At 38.7% G+C, this 21,549-nt stretch carries 24 protein-coding genes; 13 read left to right on the top strand and 11 right to left on the bottom strand.

The genetic code is table 11. The annotated features are described in order from the left end of the window. Positions 1–158: 158 nt before the first annotated feature. Together AC012T_RS06645 and AC012T_RS06640 are read left to right on the top strand one after the other, a co-directional pair. Complete coding sequence (locus tag AC012T_RS06645) at positions 159–1,334, top strand: C1 family peptidase (protein ID WP_487064184.1); 1,176 nt, start codon at positions 159–161, stop codon at positions 1,332–1,334. Positions 1,335–1,499: 165 nt separating this feature from the next. Next, positions 1,500–1,934, top strand: coding sequence for a protease inhibitor I42 family protein (locus tag AC012T_RS06640; protein WP_487064182.1), 435 nt, complete (start codon positions 1,500–1,502; stop codon positions 1,932–1,934). On the opposite strand, the gene map is transcribed toward AC012T_RS06640, so the two are convergent. After that, positions 1,931–2,710, bottom strand: a complete 780-nt coding sequence (gene map / locus AC012T_RS06635) for a type I methionyl aminopeptidase (protein WP_487064180.1) — start codon at positions 2,708–2,710, stop codon at positions 1,931–1,933. The genes AC012T_RS06640 and map overlap by 4 nt on opposite strands. Beyond that, a complete protein-coding gene (locus AC012T_RS06630) occupies positions 2,707–3,714 on the bottom strand; it encodes a Gfo/Idh/MocA family protein (RefSeq protein ID WP_487064178.1) in 1,008 nt (335 codons plus the stop codon). Before AC012T_RS06630 ends, map begins: the two co-directional genes overlap by 4 nt. Before the next feature lie 429 nt (positions 3,715–4,143). On the opposite strand from AC012T_RS06630, the gene AC012T_RS06625 reads away from it, so the two are divergent. Continuing rightward, positions 4,144–4,437, top strand: a complete 294-nt coding sequence (locus AC012T_RS06625; protein WP_487064176.1) for a ferredoxin — start codon at positions 4,144–4,146, stop codon at positions 4,435–4,437. A 38-nt stretch (positions 4,438–4,475) separates the two neighbouring features. Here AC012T_RS06625 and AC012T_RS06620 read toward each other — a convergent pair whose 3' ends face one another. After that, positions 4,476–6,071 carry a SpoIID/LytB domain-containing protein gene (locus AC012T_RS06620; RefSeq protein ID WP_487064174.1) on the bottom strand — a complete coding sequence of 532 codons (1,596 nt, stop codon included), beginning with the start codon at positions 6,069–6,071 and terminating at the stop codon, positions 4,476–4,478. 186 nt (positions 6,072–6,257) lie between these two features. Here AC012T_RS06620 and AC012T_RS06615 point away from each other — a divergent pair, with 186 nt between their 5' ends. The 4 genes from AC012T_RS06615 (at position 6,258) to AC012T_RS06600 (ending at position 8,466) form a co-directional block, all read left to right on the top strand. Beyond that, complete coding sequence (locus AC012T_RS06615; RefSeq protein WP_487064172.1) at positions 6,258–6,521, top strand: ParB N-terminal domain-containing protein; 264 nt, start codon at positions 6,258–6,260, stop codon at positions 6,519–6,521. A 109-nt stretch (positions 6,522–6,630) separates the two neighbouring features. Then, positions 6,631–7,119 (top strand): Dps family protein, encoded by a 489-nt coding sequence (locus tag AC012T_RS06610; protein WP_487064170.1) that lies wholly within the window; start codon positions 6,631–6,633, stop codon positions 7,117–7,119. A gap of 50 nt (positions 7,120–7,169) precedes the next feature. Further along, positions 7,170–7,829: a nucleotide exchange factor GrpE gene (grpE, locus tag AC012T_RS06605; RefSeq protein ID WP_487064168.1), complete on the top strand. Its 660-nt coding sequence runs from the start codon at positions 7,170–7,172 to the stop codon at positions 7,827–7,829. Between the two features lie 310 nt (positions 7,830–8,139). Next, positions 8,140–8,466 (top strand): STAS domain-containing protein, encoded by a 327-nt coding sequence (locus AC012T_RS06600; RefSeq protein ID WP_438892353.1) that lies wholly within the window; start codon positions 8,140–8,142, stop codon positions 8,464–8,466. Here AC012T_RS06600 and AC012T_RS06595 read toward each other — a convergent pair. From AC012T_RS06595 to AC012T_RS06580, 4 genes are all read right to left on the bottom strand, one after another. After that, positions 8,463–9,599: a PP2C family protein-serine/threonine phosphatase gene (locus AC012T_RS06595; RefSeq protein ID WP_487064166.1), complete on the bottom strand. Its 1,137-nt coding sequence runs from the start codon at positions 9,597–9,599 to the stop codon at positions 8,463–8,465. The genes AC012T_RS06600 and AC012T_RS06595 overlap by 4 nt on opposite strands. A 353-nt stretch (positions 9,600–9,952) precedes the next feature. Beyond that, positions 9,953–10,720: a DUF1350 family protein gene (locus tag AC012T_RS06590; RefSeq protein WP_487064164.1), complete on the bottom strand. Its 768-nt coding sequence runs from the start codon at positions 10,718–10,720 to the stop codon at positions 9,953–9,955. Positions 10,721–11,054: 334 nt separating this feature from the next. Then, the gene (locus tag AC012T_RS06585; protein ID WP_487064162.1) at positions 11,055–11,774 is read right to left on the bottom strand and encodes a hypothetical protein; all 720 of its coding nucleotides are present in this window, start codon (positions 11,772–11,774) and stop codon (positions 11,055–11,057) included. Between the two features lie 224 nt (positions 11,775–11,998). Further along, positions 11,999–12,358: a hypothetical protein gene (locus AC012T_RS06580; protein WP_487064160.1), complete on the bottom strand. Its 360-nt coding sequence runs from the start codon at positions 12,356–12,358 to the stop codon at positions 11,999–12,001. Positions 12,359–12,673: 315 nt separating this feature from the next. Here AC012T_RS06580 and AC012T_RS06575 point away from each other — a divergent pair, with 315 nt between their 5' ends. The 5 genes from AC012T_RS06575 (at position 12,674) to AC012T_RS06555 (ending at position 16,271) form a co-directional block, all read left to right on the top strand. Continuing rightward, a complete protein-coding gene (locus tag AC012T_RS06575; protein ID WP_487064158.1) occupies positions 12,674–13,042 on the top strand; it encodes a hypothetical protein in 369 nt (122 codons plus the stop codon). A gap of 95 nt (positions 13,043–13,137) precedes the next feature. Continuing rightward, positions 13,138–13,494 (top strand): YtxH domain-containing protein, encoded by a 357-nt coding sequence (locus AC012T_RS06570; RefSeq protein ID WP_487064156.1) that lies wholly within the window; start codon positions 13,138–13,140, stop codon positions 13,492–13,494. An 87-nt stretch (positions 13,495–13,581) separates the two neighbouring features. Beyond that, the gene (locus tag AC012T_RS06565; RefSeq protein ID WP_487064154.1) at positions 13,582–14,160 is read left to right on the top strand and encodes a DUF948 domain-containing protein; all 579 of its coding nucleotides are present in this window, start codon (positions 13,582–13,584) and stop codon (positions 14,158–14,160) included. Positions 14,161–14,544: 384 nt separating this feature from the next. Further along, the gene (locus AC012T_RS06560; protein WP_487064152.1) at positions 14,545–15,354 is read left to right on the top strand and encodes a TPM domain-containing protein; all 810 of its coding nucleotides are present in this window, start codon (positions 14,545–14,547) and stop codon (positions 15,352–15,354) included. Positions 15,355–15,641: 287 nt separating this feature from the next. Then, positions 15,642–16,271: a precorrin-8X methylmutase gene (locus tag AC012T_RS06555; RefSeq protein WP_015212855.1), complete on the top strand. Its 630-nt coding sequence runs from the start codon at positions 15,642–15,644 to the stop codon at positions 16,269–16,271. 26 nt (positions 16,272–16,297) lie between these two features. Here AC012T_RS06555 and AC012T_RS06550 read toward each other — a convergent pair whose 3' ends face one another. From AC012T_RS06550 to AC012T_RS06540, 3 genes are all read right to left on the bottom strand, one after another. Then, a complete protein-coding gene (locus tag AC012T_RS06550; protein WP_487064150.1) occupies positions 16,298–17,005 on the bottom strand; it encodes a phosphate ABC transporter permease in 708 nt (235 codons plus the stop codon). A gap of 322 nt (positions 17,006–17,327) precedes the next feature. After that, complete coding sequence (gene dapB / locus AC012T_RS06545; RefSeq protein WP_487064148.1) at positions 17,328–18,164, bottom strand: 4-hydroxy-tetrahydrodipicolinate reductase; 837 nt, start codon at positions 18,162–18,164, stop codon at positions 17,328–17,330. A 265-nt stretch (positions 18,165–18,429) separates the two neighbouring features. Next, positions 18,430–19,395: a protochlorophyllide reductase gene (locus AC012T_RS06540; protein ID WP_487064146.1), complete on the bottom strand. Its 966-nt coding sequence runs from the start codon at positions 19,393–19,395 to the stop codon at positions 18,430–18,432. 322 nt (positions 19,396–19,717) lie between these two features. On the opposite strand from AC012T_RS06540, the gene AC012T_RS06535 reads away from it, so the two are divergent. Then, entirely contained in the window at positions 19,718–20,461 is a 744-nt protein-coding gene (locus AC012T_RS06535) for a tetratricopeptide repeat protein (protein ID WP_487064144.1), read from the top strand. A 135-nt stretch (positions 20,462–20,596) separates the two neighbouring features. On the opposite strand, the gene AC012T_RS06530 is transcribed toward AC012T_RS06535, so the two are convergent. Beyond that, complete coding sequence (locus tag AC012T_RS06530; RefSeq protein ID WP_487064142.1) at positions 20,597–21,412, bottom strand: DUF4253 domain-containing protein; 816 nt, start codon at positions 21,410–21,412, stop codon at positions 20,597–20,599. Between the last annotated feature and the right edge of the window lie 137 nt (positions 21,413–21,549).

The raw sequence follows: 21,549 nt of genomic DNA, 5'->3' as shown, positions 1-21,549 counted from the left end.
ACCCCACCCGCGCTGTCGCGCACCTTACCAAGGGGAGGATTGGGGAGGGGTAATTTTGTATCTAACTAGAGTGGGAAAGGCTATAGATGTGGTATTAGCAAGCAAGAAACCTCGCTAAAGATTGAACTTAATTAACTCAGTATTTCTGAGTAATTCTTATGAAACACCTAAAATTATTGCAGATATCGACCATTGCTTTATTGAGTTTGGGAATGTTACAAAACGTATCTTTTGCTCAAAGGACAAGACCAAATAATTCCCAATTGAAAACACCTTCATCTCCATCTATAGAGCTTAATTCGACTCAAATCAAACTGAATCCCTTCTATCTGGAGCGCGAACAAAAAGCTCCTTTAACAATTAAAAATCAACTTGTCGATCTCCGCCGTGATATCCAAGTAAAAAATCTGACTTTCCAAGTAGGCTACACAAGTGCTTTAGATTATAAATTAGAACAACTAGCCGCTACTAAAGCACCAGATGATTTACCAGCACAAGCTAGTACACAAAATGCACTGGCAGCAGATATTCTCAGAGTAGATTTAGCTGAACGTGACAAGTTTGAACGACTCAACCCAAATGTAATCCCTGAGTTACAATTAATCAAGCGTCGTGGCTGTTTTGCCTCAGCTAAGTCCTTTGACTGGCGGAATTTAAATAAAGTTACACCTGTACGGAATCAAGGTGGTTGTGGCAGTTGTTGGGCTTTTGCTACTCTAGGAGCCTATGAAGGTAATAACTTAATTCGCAATAATACTGCATCTGATACTTCAGAACAGCACATTGTTAATTGGGGTGGAGCAGGTAGCTGCGGTGGTGGTTGGTGGTCAAATGCATTCAATTTCTTAATTAACAACGGTACTGCCACAGAAAGCACTGTACCTTATACCGCAACTAATAATACTTATAACCCTAGTGTATCTACTCCCTACCGTTCTATAGCTTGGGGATATGTCAAGCCTGACGGAGGAATTCCGACTGTGGAAGAAATGAAACAGGCGATGTGTAAGTATGGCCCATTAGCGATCGCTGTCCGAGTTACACCCGCTTTTCAAGCTTATACTGGTGGTGTATTCAATGAGCAAGCCAGTGGAGCAATTAATCATGGTGTTACCCTCATCGGTTGGGATGATCAAAAACAAGCTTGGTTAATCAAAAATTCTTGGGGTACAGGTTGGGGTGATAATGGGTATATGTGGATTGCTTATAACAGTAACAGTGTTGGTTATGGAGCCGCCTGGACTCAAGCAAGAAGTAACTTCTACAAAATTTCTCCTCAATTGTTAGAAAAAGTCACTCCCTTGAAGGTAAACCCAAATATCCGCATTAGATAATTGGTGAGATTATGATTTAAAGATAAACAGGATTGATTTGAAAATTATTGTAAGATTAATCCTGTTTGTTTACATAATGAGGTTAAATTTTAAATTTGCCAAGCCTATAGGCAGGTAAACTACAGACTTGGCAATTAATTACCCAGGTTAAACTTGGAATTTTTTATGTCTTTACCCAAACGAATCTTACCTATATTTTTCATAGGTTTTTGTCTGTTTGCTACCTTGAATATCGTCTTACAAGTGAATGCAAACCCTAATATTTTTATGTCAAATTCTGAAGTAACTGTTAATGATACTAACAATAATGGTCAAATCATTCTTGAAAAAGATAGCGTTTTAATTGTCAAATTGTTAGCAACCCCAGGGACAGGCTACAGTTGGCAGATGATTAAAAATGATCCTCATCAGCTCAAACCTTTGGGAGATTCAGTATTAGAACCATTAGCAGATCAAACCCCTGGAGCATCAGAAAATCAAGTTTTCCGGTTCTCAGCCCAAAGTTCGGGTTCAACTGTGTTAGAACTGCACTATTTGCGTCCCTGGGAAAAGAATATTCCTCCTCTAAAAACCTATCAAATCAACGTCCAGATTCGTTAAAGATACGTTGATCCTTCAGGTAAAGTTAGGATTTCTACACCATCTTCTGTGACTGCTATAGTATGCTCAAATTGGGCGGAAAGTTTGCGATCGCGCGTTACCGCAGTCCAACCATCATTTAACATCTCTACTTCATAGGTTCCTTCATTAATCATCGGCTCAATGGTAAACACCATCCCCGGTCTCAGACGCTTACCCCTACCCCTAATGCCATAATGGGGAATATCCGGGGACGTGTGGAAAATATTGCTAATGCCATGTCCGACAAAATCCCGCACCACAGAAAAGCCATGTGCTTCAGCATACTCTTGAATAGCTGCACCAATATCTCCAATCTTCGCATCTGGTTTTACTTCCGCAATACCTAAGCGCAGACACTCTTCTGTTACTTCTACCAATTTTTGCACCTTGGGCGCAGATGAGCCAACAATAAATGTCTTAGAAGTATCACCGTGATAACCATCAACAATCGGTGTCACATCAATATTGATAATGTCACCTTCCCTCAAAATTTGTTTAGCATTGGGAATACCGTGACAGATCACCTCATTCACACTGGTACAAATTGACTTGGGAAAACTTTTGTAGTTCAGAGGAGCGCTTTTCGCACCGTGCGCTTGTGTCCACCGTTCGGCTTCATCATTGAGTTGCAGAGTAGTCACACCCGGTTTTACCAAAGGTTCTAAATGTTGTAAAAGTTGCGCGGCTAAATGTCCAGCCCGCCGCATTTTTTCTATTTCTCGCTGGGATAAAATAACTATTGGTGCAGTTTTCATGACTCTGTTGTTAAAAATATAGTTAAACCTGTTTCTGCGGCTCTCCGTGCAGCGTCTGCTACTTTTAGCGTATATAAACTTTGTTCCGGGGTGACATACAAAGCGGTTCCATGAAAAAGATGATCTAATACCATATTCGTATCTTTAGCAAACAATCCCCGACGAGTACCCAGATCAATCAAAGTTGTTCCCTCTGCCTGTACTAAAATTCCTGTGTCACCATCTAGAATTAACCCCCCTTTTTCGCCGTTAATTTCAAATTTGCGTTCTGACTGCCATAGACTTTCACCTTTACCATAAATCACTTGGGCTAACAACCCACTGGTAAAGCACAACTGCACCATGCATAAGCAGGTTTGATAATAATCTGTCTCCGTCTCCCAATATCGCTGGTGACAATTCACGCTCAAGACCTCACCAAACAAATCAATCAGCCGATGTAAGCGGGAAAGAGCGCCAATTAAAGGAAAGCCGAAAAGCTCATGGTTATATGTCCACTTACGCGGTGCTGGATGTTGGGGGTTAACAGTGCTGTAGCGGACATAAAATAAATCACCAAGTTGGGCTAAATGCTGTTTTAAAGCTTCATGCCAGCCACCCAAAAGTTCAATATGTTCGACGTGCAACAGTTTATTTTTTGCTTTGGCTAAAGCTACCAGTTCTTCTGCTTCCTTGATATCCACAGATAGGGGATACTCGACAATTACGTGTTTGCCGCTAGAAAGGGCAGCATGAGCAATTTTACCATGATCACGATTAATCGTGGAGATGACAACTAAATCTAGATCTTCCCGTTCTACTAGCTGTTGCCAAGAATTGATCACCAAGGCTTGATATTCTTGAGCAAAAGCTGCTGTCTTTCCGGTAGTATGTCCAGAAATTGCGACTAAATGCGATCGCGGATCTTCCTGTAATGCTGTAGCCCTGAGTTTTGCCGCATACCCAGTACCCACTAAACCCACCCGCATAGTTCTATTAGCCAAGTGTGCATCGGAGTTATACATGATGTTCCGTAGTTCTATTTGTTGGGTTTTGGCTGGACAAAGTTAATTTAGCCACTGTACAGAACTATTAACTTACTCATACAGTGCCATCAATGCCATAGGTATTCTATCAAAAAGCAAGTCTAAAGCATTTTTCCGAACCCCGAACCCCGAACCCCAAACACCGAACTCATTTTCGTTACTGTTTTGATGCCTAAAAAAGTTTTTTTGCCATCTATCTAGTCGAGGATTTTACATAAATAAAACTTATTAGTAACAAGTAACTAAATTTCATTACTAATCGTGGTCAATTTTCGGTTACAACGTTTAATTTTTCCCGTAGTATCAGAATTAAAGCAAATAGAAATCAGCAGCTAATCCCATAAGACTAGCTGTGGGCTTTGCTTTAAGATAACTTATACTGCCGTTTTTACAAGAGAGGATTACTCAATGGCTACTTACACCGTAATACTGAAAACTCCCGACGGTGAACAAACGATTGAATGTGGTGATGATACCTATATTTTAGATGCTGCTGAAGAAGCAGGTCTTGATTTGCCCTACTCCTGTCGTGCTGGTGCTTGCTCCACCTGTGCAGGTAAAATAGTTTCTGGTACAGTTGACCAATCTGACCAATCATTTTTAGATGATGATCAGATCGAAGCTCAATATGTATTGACCTGTGTTGCTTACCCAACCTCTAACGTAACCATCGAAACCCACAAAGAAGAAGACCTTTACTAAAAGTATTGACATCCTCCCCCCGCTATTATGCTTGCGCGTTATAGTGGGGGTTTAATTTCGTTGCCGAGCATTTTTAGTTGTGTGCCAGGATAATAAAACTGGAGAATTTTGGTACTTGACCAACCTAGCTTGGCTAAATTTTGAGCTCCTGTTTGACTCAACCCAACTCCATGTCCTAGTCCACCACCGATAAAGGCATACCCCCAAATATCTGGTTTACCTTTGTTGATAGGTTGCAGATAAAAAAGTGTACTGCGGGGTGCAGCAAAGGCACTGCGAACTTCATCTTTGTGCAGTGTGAAAACGCCGATATCTGTTTTTATAGCCAGATCCAGAATTCTTCCGCTTTCGCTCCGCTTGGTTATTGCTATGGCCTCAATAGTTTTAAATTTGGCATAGGGACTCTTTTTCACCAGCAAAAATTTCTGTAAATCCTTAGTAATATCTTCTAGGCTGGTTTGCTTGTTCCAGCGGAAAACATCCCAGGTACTTTCATTAAATCCTTGTTCCAGGTTAATAAACTGCCGGAAATTGTTTTCGTCGGCTAAACTTTTCTCAGATAAAGGCCAAATATTTGTAGCTGCATCTATTACTGGACGCAGGTAAGGACGATCTTCTCCATTCCAAACATCGCTAAATGAAGCAGTTACGCCACCTGTGGTAGAAGAATAGAGCGCGTCTACTAACTCGTTATTATAAGTTAGTACCATTCCCCTCGTCGCCGCGATCGCTTGATCTGTTGTCTTCGCCACTCCATTCAGCCCATCATAAACCTGGCAATGAGTATCAGCACACAATTGGTAATCATCAATAGCAAACCTGCGTAAATTCCTCAGCGCATAGGTACGAGCAATAATTGCCTGTGATTCTAAAGATGTTTTGGGCGCACTTGTACCAATTTCATAAGGCAAAACCCCACGCAAATAAGTTTCTAATGGCACTTTATTTACTAATGAGTAAGTACCATAGGCGTTGGGTTGTAATTTCATCCCTCCAGCATAAAGACGCGTATTCCCACTTTTTTGATCTTTATTCACCCGAATCAGGTTTTTGTCGGTGCTAATTTCCAGATCATTCTGGCTATATCGTTTGTTATTTACTACCCAACTCACTCGCGGTACTTGTTTACGAATTTGGGTATCTAGGTAAGGCAGTTTTTGTCCTGAAGTTTGTATACTTTGCAATAGCAAACGTCTTACTAAAGGAGTGCTGTAAACATCTCGTTTGGCCCATACTTGCCAACGTTCTGGTTGAGCTATTTCTACTTCTATTCCCTGAGAACGCCAGTTGTTAGCGCTGTCTTCTGCCGTTTCAAAGGTACGGAAGTTGCCTAAAACGACTACTTCGTCAATTTTTGGTTGAGGTAAGGTTTCTATGACTGTTTCTAGTTGGATGGGGTTAGCAGTGACTAGTGTTTGTTGCTGATTCCCCTCTTTCCATTTGAGCTTGATGCGATCGCCTTTTGTCGGTGTCAACTCTAGTTTAGCCGTGGGTGTCGCTCCAAATCGTTGGATAATCCCAATTTTTAGCTCTACATCTTGATTATTGTTCACAGGACTTGATGCAGCAGTCAGTCCCAATAAACAAAAGGTTGTCAGTATCTTGTAGGAAGAACGCCAAAAAAATATTTTCATGAAAACTCTATTTTGCTCCCATAGTGAAGCTTCGGGGCAGGTTGGAATTTGCTTTTTAACGCTTGCATTGTATTGCACACTCAATACCATAATATCATTTACCAGTTTTACGTCAAATACTTGCAAGTTAAAGTCATAACGACTATGATTTATTTATGGGCATAAAACAAAACAGCGAAATTGCTTATGGTGAGAATTCAGGAAATTCCCTTAAATCAAATTCAACGGCCATTACCACGCCATAACGATCCCCAGAAAGTAAAATCCTTAATGGCATCAATTGCTGAAATTGGACAACAAGAACCAATAGATGTCCTAGAAGTAGAAGGACGTTATTATGGCTTTTCTGGTTGCCATCGTTATGAAGCTTGCCAAAGTTTAGGTAAAGAAACCATTTTAGCCAGAGTGAGAAAAGCTACTCCCAGTGTTCTCAAAATGCACTTAGCTTAAAAAGTTGCCAGCATATATCTCAATAATTAAACGTGTTGATTCAGAAAAGTAGATATTGCAATACATCTGTACATAGTTTGATTTGATTAATTATTTGGAGCAAAAAATTATGTCATCTTCAGCAACAAAAAATATCAATATCGGTATTGATGACGTTAGTAGAGCCAAAATTGCCGAAGGTTTATCTCGCTTATTGGCTGACACCTATTCACTGTACCTGAAAACTCATAATTTTCATTGGAACGTCACAGGGCCGATGTTTCAAACCTTGCATCTCATGTTTGAAACACAGTATACAGAACTAGCTTTAGCCGTTGATTTAATTGCCGAAAGAATTCGAGCATTAGGCTATCCCGCACCAGGAACTTATAGCGAATATGCCAAACTGAGTTCTATTCCTGAAACTCCAGGAGTTCCTAAAGCTCAGGAGATGATTCACCTATTAGTAGAAGGACAAGAAGCTATAGTCAGAACTGCACGATCTATCCTCCCATTGGTAGATGACGTAAATGACGAACCTAGTGCAGATTTATTAACTCAAAGAATGCAGGTGCATGAAAAAACAGCTTGGATGCTGAGAAGTTTACTCGAAGATTAAAATATAATAATGGGGTATAATAGATAACAATAGTTTATACCCCATGCCTTATGCCAAATCATGACTTTACCCAAAAGTTGCAAAGTTTAATGCAACGGGTAAGTATTTCTAGTTTTAAATCTCTCAGTCGTGCTGCTGGCGTTTCTGAGCGGCAAATTTTGCAATTGCGCCGGGGAAAGCTGGAGCAGATACGAGTTGGGGTGCTGCTAAAGCTATCAAAAATCTTACAGCTATCATTGAGTGAATTAGCAGCAACTTTTTCTGATGTAAGTTCCACAGTTAACAATCAGTACGCAGATACTGATACAAAATTATTACAAGAAATTGCTGATTTAAAAGGTGAGTATCAGCGAATTGTACTGAAACTGGAACAACAGCGCGAGTTGTTACAGCAAGAATTTCAGGAATCAAGTTTGCAAATATTGGAGTCTTTATTATTGTTCTGGCCTGCGGCAGCACAGAAAGCAAAGGATAATCCCCAGCTAGAAGCTATCAAAATGATACCTTTGGTGCAGAAGCCTCTTGATCGATTATTGCAAGCTTGGGGGGTGGAAGCGATCGCTTCTGTAGGCGCAGAAATACCTTATAATCCCCAACTACATCAATTATTGGAGGGAACAGTAGAACCTGGAGAAATAGTGAAAGTGTGTTATATTGGATACCGTCATGCTGGCAAGCTGCTGAATCGAGCTAAGGTAATGCGTCTATAGTTTAGCGGTTCTTTAATGTCGATATTCATTAAGTCAAATTGATTAAATAATAATTCAATATTAACCACTAATTTATGCTCGATCAATTAATAGCATCAACCGATTAGTTATAAGTTTATATTTAACAATTTTGTATAAACTTTTAACCAAAAAATCCAACTCATTTATTGGCAAATTTATAATTAGCAAACTATTATTTTCATCACGAAAACTTTATGCAGTTTAGATAAAGAGTATTTTTTAAATTTCCTATTTTGGTATATACTAGCTACAACAGAACATCATTGACATCAATCAGAGTAACCTAATTATGAGTCAGCAGGTGAAAGTTCTTACACTCAAAAAAAATTTAAACGCTGAAACTTCATCAGAATTTCAGCAAGATATTGCCCAAATTCTAGAAAGTGGCGTAAAAACTGTATTAGTTGATTGTCAAAATATCACATTTCTAGATAGTTCTGGACTAGGCTCTCTAGTTTTGGCTTTTAAAACGCTACGAGATGCTGGCACTAAAATGGTTCTCTGTTCAATTAATGAACAAGTGAGGATGATATTTGAATTGACTAGTATGAACGAGATATTTGAAATCTTTCCCAGCCAAGATGCCTTTAATCAAATTCTACTCACCAAAAATTAATCGAACTTAATTTGTAAAATAGATAAATCGTCATCAAAGGCTTCTTTGGAGTTTAAATTGATGAGATAATTCAGTACATGATCAAGTTGGCAATCAACTGAATGCTGTAAACTAACCAGCAACTGAATCAATCCATCTAAACTCCAAAGAGTGCCATCTAATTTAGTAATCTCGTATGCACCATCGCTAAAAATATAAAGACGACTAAACTCATCAACAGTGCAAGTTCCATCAACATATTTTGCTTCAGGAAACATACCCACTGGCATACCTGGTGTTTTCAAAGTTTTTATTTCCATAGTAGTGGGAGACTTTCCAGATACTAATATTGCTGGTGGATGTCCAGCGCTTGCATAAACTAACTGACGAGTAATTCGATTATAAACTCCATACCAAATAGTAAAATATTTATCATTTTGATAATTGATCTGGAAAGTATCATTTAAAGCTGTTAACACATGGCTAGGTTGATAGTAATCCAGACCTTTGAGCGCACGGGAGCGAAGTAGATTCAGTACAGAAATAGAGGGAAGAGTCGCTCTGAGTCCATGACCCGCAGTATCTAATAGATAAATAGCCAAACAATCAGAATCAAGCCAGTAATAATCAAAGCAATCACCCCCTAATTGTCGTGAGGGAATAAAACGATAATTAATAGCCACAGGTGTAGATATAGGCAAAGGCAAAAGGGAGGTTACATATTCTGCCGCTTCTGCTAGTTCTGTTTCTAACAATAACTTTTGGGTTTGTATATCTCGATTCAATTGATGTAAGCGTAATCCTGCTCTTACCCTAGCTTGGAGTTCATTTTGCTCAATTGGTTTAGAAATAAAATCATCAGCACCAGCATCTAGTCCCTTAACCCGATCTGCGACTGAATCTAAGGATGTTAATAAAATAAAGAATGTGGTAGATAAATTAGGATCTTTCTTAATACGATTGCAGACTTCTAGTCCATTTAAACCTGGCATCATCCAATCACAAATAATGAGGGCTGGAGGACAAGCAAGCGCTTGCAAAATTCCTTCCTGTCCATTACTGGCCGTGATTACTTGATAACCCTGTTTTTCCAACATCCTTTTCAGGAATATCTGTATTGAGTAGTCATCATCAATTACTAGAATTTGAAACATAATAAATGGCGTACACAATCAATATTTTATACAAAAATAAAAATACAGTGATGAGTAACTTTGTTAGTAGTATTTTATGATTGTGACTACTAACCTGGTTGAAAAAATCTTCATTTTTAATGATCTATGACAGTAGAATTCAGAAGTTAGGAGCAAAGGCTTGTTTGAGTATAAAGTTGGGTTGGGATAAAATTTTAGACCTCATATACCTGGAATAAGCTGTAATTTGCTCCCGTTTTTGATATATAACAATTCCCATTCAAGTGAGGTACAGGTAGTAATAATTAAACGCAGATGGACGCAGATAATTTTGTACTTCATTAGCATTAAATTAGGAAATGCTATAATTAAAATTATGACTGTGATAGAGGATTTAGCCAGAAAAAGATGGACTTTTTAAGCTGATTTAAGTCTCGATATACTTCTTGTTTAAACCATTGTCCTAAAGCATCAAAAGGAGTAAAAGAAGTGCCTGTTTGCCATTTAATTTCTTGACCTAATGGTGTGGTGTGATTCCCAGATAAAGTTTGTACAATTACCATTTCTGGAAAACGATTTTGTAAAATTTTGGTTATTGTGACTGATTGATCAAGATTGTCATTGCTAAATTTTATAATTAAATTACGCCGGATATGATAAAGTTCTTGTACCATCTGGTTAGTTTCTAAAGGTGTGGGTGTAAACTCAATTGCCAAGGTAGAATTTAATTGTTCTACTAGAGGAATAGCTTCCTTAGCGGTGTAGTTGTTAAAGGAAATGAGAATATTACCAGCACGTTCCACTCTAAAAAGGCTACCAATTAGCAAATGGAGTTTGCAACCCATACTGTGTCCAATACCATAAGTAGGGAGATATAGCTTGCGTATTTCACCCGAATCTTGCAAGCGTTCTAGGGTTCGTTCAAATTTAAGTAGTACAGATTGAGCGATCGCTCTATGATCTAAAGTATTGACAAAAGGCGTAGCTATAACAACATATCCTTTAGCTGCCAACTCTTCTAATAACCAACGGTAAGTGAGGTGGGGTGCAGTAGCGACAAATGCACCCCCCAAAAAATGGATGATACCGATGGGATGGCGGGGAATAATTACCCAGTTACCTCTGATTTCTTTCCAGTCCATGCCAATGTGCGAATGCCTACTTCATATTCTTTAATGTTACTCTGTTCCTGACAGAAGATTACCTAATAATGATGGAGAGGGTGTAATCTTCTAAAAATATAAATATATGGTTAGCCTCACCAAACAATTGTGCCGGCGCATACTAGACCAACAAAAACGGCAAAATTTTCACTAAAAACAGCAAATTAATTTCTTCTACAAATATGGTTAATGCTTATATCCCTATATAAAGGGATAAAGGCAACAATTAAGTTAGTCAGCAATGGACTAGAAATCAGGGAAATTGATTTGAAAAATTTCCGGATCTATAAAAATTGTCTATGTATATTGAGTTTTAACCATGACCATGCAACCTCTTCATTTCATACTGCACATCTAAAGCAATTTGTAATGCTTCATTTAATAATCGACCATGCTCACTAGCTTGTTCAGTAACTTGCATGGATGTTAAAGTTGCTAAATTATTGGCAAATAAGTCTGAATTATTGAGAATAAAATTTTTATTTTCCCGTAAAATTTTCTCTGTTTTCAAGGCGCGGATTAAATCAGATCTAGTAAGTTGTAGAGCTTCAATAACTTTCTCTCTTTGCTTTATAGCTACTTCTGGATTACCTGCTGCTTCTATCTCGTCATTAATATTTATAACTTTAATAACATCATTATATCTTTCCACATCCTTGATTAAAATTTGTAGAGAATTTGTCATACTATTTTTCACAAGTTTACGTTTATTTATCCAAAGCAAATATAGTATAGTTTGGATGACACCTCCAACCCAAATACAAAACCAAAATAATAATATCCAAGTTGGTGTTGTCATCCAAGTAGCAAATAATTTTATAAGAACATCAAATAAAAGATATGTAAATGCAAAAATAGAACAGCTAATAAAAATTACAGTAGCACCCTCAGAACCTTTAATTTTACCCATTAAGTATTTCCCTAAGTTCTGGATATTATTCGTAATAATTATCAATTCATGATTAACAGGCAAATTAGTCAGTTTTTGCAATTCATGATTAGTAATTTCCAATCCCTCTAAATCATCCCGCACAGCTTGCCAATCCTTTCTATTATAGTAATTTAATCTAATATAGCAATCAAATTTAGGGAATGGTAATTAGAATGGCATTTTGCAAAAACTTCATCTAATTTTAGAGAAATTAGCTAAAAAATTGATATTTATCCAATTTGTCGATTGTCTGCCCAGCAAAAATAATTGCGATTAGTTTAATACCTTGGATAGATGATAACAAACATTTTTGCTGGTAATTTAATTTACCTTTGAATAAGAGTAAATAAATAGAATCCAGCAATAGTAAACATAAATAAAATAGTAGTAGAATATACTATTACTTCCCTCACTATAAATAATATCCAATCCTTTCTAAGTTCTTGTTTAAATTTTAGTTCTCGTAACTTGCGCTCAAGTTCTAGATCTTCTTTTGTAGATAAATTGACAATCCCATTGCTATATATATCGTCAATGACTTCTGCTGTGTTACGGATGTCTTCTTCTCTATCAAAAGTTTCTATAAAGCCATCTATTTGTTGATTTTCCTGGCTAGAAACAATTAATAAATTGTCATGAATTAGGCTTTTGATTTCTTTTTTGATCACCTTTTTGACAATTTTCAAGATTAACGATTCCAATCTTTTTTCTGTCATATGTAGGAAAATTGAATATTTTCTAGTAGAATTACTTTTTAAGTGTAGTTTAACTCAATATCAGACAACTGAAGTTGAAGCTACAGCAACAAAAAAATTATGTCGGAAGTGAAAAAATCAACTATCGTAATTAGCAGAATTTGTACTTGAAATATAAAAATTAACCTAAAAATTAAACCATTTATCAAGAAATTATAGATTATTAGCCTTGTATTTTTTTACCATGAAAATATGCCAGTATGATTAAATCAGTGCCAAGTCACGCTCATTAGAGTAAAGGTAAAAATGGTAACTGTAGTTGTCCTGATTAATATCCTCATCTCCCTAATACTCCTCTATGTAGCTCGACTAATGTGGCGGATCAAGCAAAAATTGGGAATTATTGCAGATAGGTTAAACAGCTATGAACGTGTTAGCCATGCAGTCCTGTATACAGCACCAGAAAATATTTATACAGGCCAGCAGGAAATTTATAGCTTACGCCAAAAACACCAAAAGCTCAAACTGCAAATTCAACAAGTCCAGCAAATTCTCAGCCTCGTCGTACTAGGCAGAAAAATGTGGCAACGCTTTTTTTGGCAGCCAGATTCTACCTCCAGTAATAAAAATAGTCCCACTCATCAGCTAATTAATCAAAGCAACTTCACAGACTGATATATTGTCAGCAGATATTAACTAGATCAAATCCCCTGACTATTGCCAGAGGATAAAACCCACCTAAAATAGGTGTAAGGAGAGAAACAATAAAGATGTCTAATAACCGTTCTGGATTATTTATTGGTGGTTTGATGCTGGGAGCTACTATCGGTACTTTAACCGGCTTGCTTGCTGCTCCTCGCACAGGGCGCGAAACGCGTAAACTTTTAAAAAAATCTGCTGATGCTTTACCAGAATTAGCAGAGGATCTATCAACCAGTGTGCAAATTCAAGCGGATCGCCTTTCTGCCAGCGCACTGCGAAACTGGGATGATACGTTAGAGAGATTGCGGATAGCGATCGCTGCTGGTGTAGATGCTACACAACGTGAAAGCGAGGCCCTAAAACGGCAAAATCCTGCTGCTCCTGAAAACACGGATTCTCTAACTCAGCATCTAGAACACTCTTGATATCCCCTACCCAAAGGATGGTTATGGCTTCCTAAGTCAACCATAACCTCAAGGTTTTCAGCTTACTTTAAGATAAACAGCATAACCGTGATTGACCCTCTGTTTTGGCTGGGAATGTCCACCCTCCTAGTCGCTGCTAGTCTAACTGCTGTCCTGGTGGCTTTCATACCCGCCTTGCAAGAGTTAGCACGCGCTGCTCGCAGTGCCGAAAAGTTTTTTGATACTCTCTCACGGGAGTTACCGCCTACTCTCAACGCCATCCGTAATACTAGTTTAGAACTGACAGACTTGACTGATGATGTTAGTGAAGGTGTCAAAAGCGCTAGTCAAGTCGTTAAACAAGTAGATCAAAGCCTAGATAGTGCCAAAAAACAAGCTCAAAATATTCAAATCAGCACACGCAGCCTTGTCGTAGGTGTTAAAGCTGCGTGGAAAACTTTCACACGCCAAAAACCTGCTAGGCGCAGTCCTGAACGCTTACCCATGAATGACAAATCAGAGTTAAACCTGCGAGAGCGAGAAGCGTTGAGGCAAGAAAATAGACGCACACAAACAGAATTATACCGCCCTAATCATAGTTATAGTGAAGCTATTAATTGGGAAACTGATTTTAATGATGAAGATTTAATTTCAAAATCTGCACCTTCAGAAGATTGGTCTGATTGACAGGGATTACCTGAGTTCGGTGTTCGGTGTTTCTCCTATGCCTACGGCACGGCTTCGCCGAATGGAGACGCTACGCGAACGGAGTTATGATTTTTAAGAGCGAGAGAATAAGGGTTTGAGACTCCTACTGGGTGCGCGTTTTCCACAAATTATCTTATGTCGAACTCAGGTGGATTGGGTATTGGGTGGGAGAAGATATTATTGATCTGCCCCAGCCGTCTGATCTCTACCTCTTTTCTGTCACCTGTTACCAATTACCCTTTGCTTAGATACCTGATATTAGATTAGAGTAAAGTAAAGAAGTGTAAAGAAGTATCACTTTTCCCGTACTCTTTTAAAATAACTTGTTTCGCTTCTGCCGTTAATATTCGTATAAAAAATTCCATGCAGCTTTGTTTTTGGCGACGATTTTTGGTATCCATTGCAGTATTTTGCTTCACTGCGTCAATTTGGGCGCTGCCATCTCCATCAGCCCTAGCTTATGAAAATCCTGACTTACTACCCAACATATTTACCCCGGTTGTCGATTTAGCTAAAACGCTTCCTGACCCCCAAGAAGAAAAGCTAGTCCAAGAATTAGAACAATTTGAAACAGATACTGGCTGGAAATTACGAGTATTAACCCAGTACGATCGCACCCCAGGTAGAGCAGTCATCAAATATTGGGGTTTGGATGACAAAAGCATTCTTTTAGTTGCTGATTCTCGTGGTGGCAACATTCTCAGCTTTAGTGTTGGTGATGCGGTTTATGAATTTTTACCCAGAACTTTCTGGATTGAATTGCAAACCCGTTTTGGCAACTTGTACTTTGTGCGGGAACAAGGGGAAGACCAAGCCATCCTGCAAGCCTTAGATTCAGTCAAGGGCTGTTTACTCAAAGGTGGTTGCAACGTCGTTCCTGGTCTACCAAGGGAACAATGGATACTGACCCTGATTACCTCAGCTATTGGTGGGGTGATTTGTGGCTTTGCTGCTCAACCTCGCAATAATAAACAAGTATTCGCTTGGCAATGGGCTTTAATCTTCTCACCTTTGTGGGGAATTTTATTTATTGCCTTCGGTATTGGCCCAGTCGTTACCCGCACAAGTGATTGGGTTCCTCTGGTTCGTAATATTTCGGCTTTTTTGATTGGTGTTTTGGTTGCTTACCTATCTCCAGGTTTCAGTCGTCCTTCTTCCAGTACTGAGTCTTGAGTAATGAGTACCGAGCTTTGAGTAATGAGTTTTGAGTTAACGTGAGTTCGACATAAGATAATTTGTGGAAAACTCGCCACAAGTAAGAGTCTCAAACCCTTATTCTCTCGCCCTTAAAAATCATAACTCCGTTCGCGTAGCGTCTCCATTCGGCGAAGCCGTGCCGTAGGCATAGGAGAAACTCCTAACACCGAACTCACGTTGAGTTAGGGAGTTCTTCCCCTGCTCCCCTACTTCCTGCCTTCTGATGATAAGCTGAAAGCTGATATGTGAGAAGCTTAACAGCGATGGAATGGCACGTAACTGATGCTCAAAGCTTGGCAATCATTGATAGTGAAATTGGCGATCATGTCTTTTCACCAGCAGAGTATGAAATAGTCCGGCGAGTAATATACGCCACGTCTGATTTTGAGTACAAGTCTTTGATTCGTTTTTCAGAACACGCTTTACAAGCAGGAGCAGCAGCACTAGCGGCACGTACCACAATTGTGGTAGATGCGCCTATGGTACAGGTAGGCATTGCCTATGAAATTCAAAACACCTTTGCCAACCCGGTGTATTGCAGTATGGAAGCGCTAACACGTCCACAAAAAGAAAAAACTCGTTCCGCTTGGGGAATTGAAACTCTTGCCAAGCGTTATCCAGAGGGAATCTTTGTGGTTGGTCAAGCCCAAACTGCGCTGACTGCATTGGTAGACTTGATTGAAGCTGAAGAAATTCGACCTGCTTTGATAATTGCCACTCCGGCGGGATTTATCAATGTGGATACTGATAAAGAACGTTTGCAAGAATCTTTAGTACCTTATATTACTATTGACAGTCGCAAGGGTAATGCAGTTGTGGCAGCTGCAATTGTCAATGGTTTGGTTGATTTAGCTTGGCAAGCCTACGGACAAGATAGGAATGGGGGAAGTTAGAAGAGATATGGGGAGATGGGGAGGAATTAATATTGATCATCCTCTCTGCTTCTCTGATTTTCTGGACGACGGCGACGACGAGGTTTTTGCTGTTGGTTTTCTCGTAAGCGAAGACTGACTTCATTAAATAAATCTTCTCGCAGGTAGGGATAGTCACTGACCCATAGGTTACGACTGGGAATGTAGATGTTGCTAAATTCTTCGATGCTGCTTAAATCTGGGCGATTTGACATGACTATCATTTCTGCTATTTGACCACGTGCGATCGCTTTATGGGCAGGACGTAATGGGGCATCAAACTCGACAGTAAATCCTGTGTCATCGCCTATTTCTAAGTTAATTCGTTTTTCGCGGTTTTCGATAATTACCAAATCGCCTTTGTTATTGACGGTTTCTTGTTTACCAGTCAATTTGTCTGTAATCCACCAATCTAGGACTCTTCCACGAAAAAAGCCGCTGTACTTGTAACGACGGCATTTTGCATTACGTGTACTAGCTTGAAATACGGGATACCAAAGCCAAAAAAAAGCGCTAAATACCCCGAAGATAAATATTACACTAAAGTCCAACTTAAACAGGAGTTGTACTAGCAGAATCACAACTACGGACACTACAGAAATTAACAGCCTCTGCAAAAAACTGGCAGATTTGCCCCAATAGTACTTGTACTGCATCCCAGTGGCAATGAGGGGCATAATTTGTTCAAATTTTGACCGAGTTAGGGGAACTAACATGAGTAATGAGTTGTGAGTAATGAGTACCGAGTGCTGAGTTGTAAGTACCGAGTTGTGAGTAATGAGTACCGAGTTGTGAGTTGTGAGTAATGAGTTAACTTCTTTATTCCTCCTGACTCCTGACCGAATTTTAGATTTTAGATTTTGGATTGAAGATTCAAAATTTAAAATCTAAACAGGTTTCAAGCCCCCGAATTAATTTGTGGAATAAATCCAAAATCCAAAATCCACAATTTTTAATTAAAGCCCCTGCATTCATGCATGGGGTTAATCTAAAATCTAAAATTTAAAATCCAAAATTGATTGACTTCTGACTCCTTCTTTAAAGTATTTTTTCTAATCCATATACTAATGACTTTAACTGGTTTACTTTGCGAATTGCTAGTAGGACTCCGGGCATATAGCAGGAGCGATCGCTTGTATCATGACGTAAGGTGTAAATTTGCCCTGCTGCGCCAAATATCACTTCCTGATGGGCAATTAGTCCTGGTAGGCGGATACTATGAATTCTAATCCCTTCATCGGCTAAAGAGCCTCTAGCACCTGGGATTTTTTCTGTTTCTTCGACTTGAGGCGGATTAAAGGTTTTACCGAATTCAGCTAATAACTGCGCTGTTTGAATAGCTGTACCGCTTGGTGCGTCGGCTTTTTGGTTGTGATGCAGTTCGATAATTTCTACATGATCAAAATATTGGGAAGCGGTGACAGCAGCCTGTTGCAGCAATACCATACCAATGGAGAAATTAGGAATCAGCAAGCAACCTGTACTTGCTTTTTCGGCGAAATCTGTCAAATTTTGAATTTGTTCGGGACTTAAACCTGTAGTTCCGACTACTGGACGAATACCATAAGCGATCGCACTTCGTACATTATCGTAAACTGCATCAGGATGGGTAAAATCTACCATCACCCCTGGTGCCATCTGCCTTTCACCTGCCACATAGCCTAACATTGGCTCTAATTGATTGGTAATTGGCACTTCTAAAGGTTCGCTTAAACCTGCCAGTTCTCCTGCATCTTTGTCTTGATGTTCCGGTGAAGTATCAAGAGCGCCCATTAAAATCATATCTGGTGCTTGAGCGATCGCTTTGATTACCTCACGTCCCATTTTGCCAGCAGCACCGTTGACAATTACAGGGATAGTAGATTGATTAGTCATATTGTTAGATCAATGTGTTTTTAGTCATTTTACTTAACGTGAGTTCGACATAAGATAATTTGTGGAAAACTTGCCCCCAGTAGGAGTTTCAAACCCTTATTCTCTCGCTCTTAAAAATCATAACTCCGTTCGCGTAGCGTCTCCGGAGGAGAAACTCCGAACTCCAAACTCCGAACTCAGATAAGAGGGTAGCACCCTGAAATTATCTTAAATCTCAGAGTGCTAGGGGTGTAAGTTTATTTTGAGAACACAAAAAAAGAATTTTTTAAGCTAGTCCAACCAATTTTTCGCTTAGTTCCCAGAGACGCTTGGCTTTATCATCATCGCTAGCTTCGTTGGAAACTTCTTGTACAAAAGATTTGCGATCTTTTTTCTGTCTATTTCCCCAACTCCAATACATACCAGATTCATTGTATGCAGGATCAGCAACGACTTCTGCAACTCGTTTACCAGCATCCTCTTCTGACACATACCCTCCAGTGATATACCTCTGAAATAGAGGGAAGAGTTTCTGGAATAATGGATAGTGGTCACGGAATAGGGCTGTTGTCGCTACACATCCAGGATAAAGAGAACTGAAGGTAATACCCGTGGATTCATGATAGCGTCGGTGCAGTTCCTTCATAGTCAGGACATTGCAAACTTTGCTATCTTTGTAAGCCTTGACGGGTTCAAATTTCTTACCATCAATCATGGTGTGAGGTGCTTTAAATCCTGCTTCAAAGCCTTGTAAGTTGCCCAAGTCTGGACGGGGGGGAATTTTTCCACCTAATTCTTTGGGATTGTGTGTTACAGTTCCCAAAATAACCAGTCTAGGATCTGAAGCTGATGATTTCTTCAAATCCTCTAACATCAAGTTACACAAAAGGAAATGACCGAGGTGATTTGTAGCTACACTTAACTCGTATCCGTCTGGACTCCATAAAGGCTCCTTAATCAAAGGCATATATATTGCCGCATTGCAGACCAAAGCATCTAATGGCTTACCAGTGGCGCGGAAATCTTGTACAAACTTCCGAACACTGTCTAAAGAGGCTAAGTCAAGATGAATTATTGTATAGCTGTCTTTTGCTATTCCCACTGTCTGGGCTGCTTGTTCTGTTTTTGAGAGATCCCGACAAGCCATTACTACGTGCCATTTACCAGTTTGAGCTAGAGCTTTTGCGGCTTGCAAACCGACACCTGAGGATGCGCCCGTAATTACGACGGTTGACTTCTGATGTTGTTCCATTCTGTTCAGACTGCGTTGACTGTAGTTGAGTTTTTATTTTTATATGTTCTCACAACATGATCACTAGCAGACATAGGAGATATTATGACCTATGCCCTGGTGTTGGTAATAGGTAACAGTGATTGAACCGGCATCTAAGTAAATTAATTGATTAATTCTACCTAAACATGATATGATACATAGGCTTTAAACAAAACTTATCCGAATCTTCATTTTTTCCTCAATAAAACAAAAGATAATTAATAATACTTTGGTTGATTTCGATACGATTATTAAATATCAAAAAGTCTTAACATCATCTCATGAGTTGTGTAGGTGCAGCATGGTTATTCGGCGATGCTTTATTGCCTGTGGGTTTATGAGTTTTTTGACAATTGGCTGTGGTGATTTGGCAATCTCATCAGCAGAAAATACCAAGCAAGTTGTACAAGAAAGTAATGTTACTCAACTATTAACAGAAGTTAAGGATAGCCAAAAAGCTGATAAATTGTTACGTCAAGGCAATAGTTTCTTAGATGGCAATCGTTACAAAGAGGCCCTATCATTCTACGATCAAGCGATCGCTATTAAAACCGATAGTGCAGAAACCTGGGTTAACCGGGGTAATGCCTTGACGGCTTTACATCGTTATGAAGAAGCTTTGGAATCTTACGAAAAAGCGATCGCCATCCGACCAAATAAAAACGAAGCTTGGTATAATTTGGGAAATGCTCTAACTGCCCTAAACCGTTACCCAGAATCAGTTAAAGCCTACGACGAAGCGATCGCTATTCACGCAGACAAATACGAAGCTTGGATAAACCGAGGAATTGCGCTGACAAAATTACGCCGCTACAAAGAAGCTTTAGCATCTTACAATCAAGCAATCAGCATCAAACCCAATTTACATCAAGCATATTACAACAAAGCCTGTAATTATGCCTTACAAGACAACATTGAATTAACAATTGAGAACCTAGAAAAAGCTATTCAACTGCTTCCTGATAAGTACAAGAAACTAGCCAAAACAGACTCAGATTTTGATAAAGTCAGAAATGAGAAACGCTTTCAGGTTTTATTACAATAGATATAGTTGATTATCCCTTGCATCTACATAAACAAAACCTGTATTTTCGGGTTGAAAAAATTAGGTTATCAATCATTATCTGTGAGAGAAGAATTAAAAATATATTGTAGAGATGCAGTTGAGACTTGATGAAATTTAAGGACGTTCATGGAGAAACCAATGATCAGTTTTTAATAAAGCACAGGCATGGTCTTGAAGAGAAATCCCAGGTAAAATAGTCGTACAAGGCGCTATGGCTTCTTGTTCAATTGCTAACTGTAAAGCTTCTTTAAAAGTTTTGGGTTTATTTTTTACCGTTAGTTGTAACATAGTTCCATAATGACAGACTAACTCTATTGCATATTGTTCATGCCAATATTTTAACATAGCCATTACCTTATCACTTCCTATATAACTAGCACCATACCAATGTAGATAAGCCAGCACTTCCCAACTATTTTGAATAGGTAATAATAGTAATATTAGGGGTTGATTAATTGGTTCATACCATTGCAAATAGCTCAAATCAACAAATAAATCTTCTGGATTTTGTTGTTCTAATGCCGCTAAATTTTGTTTGAATTCTTCTAATGATATTTCTATTTTTTCATTTAAAAATTCTTGAATATTAATTTCATCAACTTGTGCAATTAATCCTTTGAAAACAGTATTTTGATATTGATTGTAAGAAGGTTCATGTTGATATTCAAAGCGGCAGAATAAATCATTATTAATGACATTACCTGCCCAATTTTCCCCTTGATTAAACCAACAAGCAACTATTACAGGATAACGTTGAGTTTGAGAAAGAAGCTTTCTCATGATTTTCCATGATTCAATCTTGTTATCAATATCAACCTGCATTGCTAAGGCTATTTCACTAGTTTCAGGTATTTTTACTTCAATGATTTGTGTTTCTTTGAGAATAGTATTTTTGATGAGTTTTTTGATGTTGCTAATTTCAGAAATCATAATCAAAATGGTGGATTTCACTAAGTATCAAAAAATTCCATAAAATCTGATATCCAGTTGTGATTCTTCTCAAAGAATCTTTAAAATTACTACTTCTGGACAAAGTGCGATGTTATCACTACAGTTTTCACTCAGTA

It is taken from the genome of Anabaena sp. EIM26 (assembly GCF_057568715.1).
The sequence above is the reverse complement of the archived record's forward strand: the minus strand, read 5'-3'. Positions and strand labels throughout refer to the sequence as shown.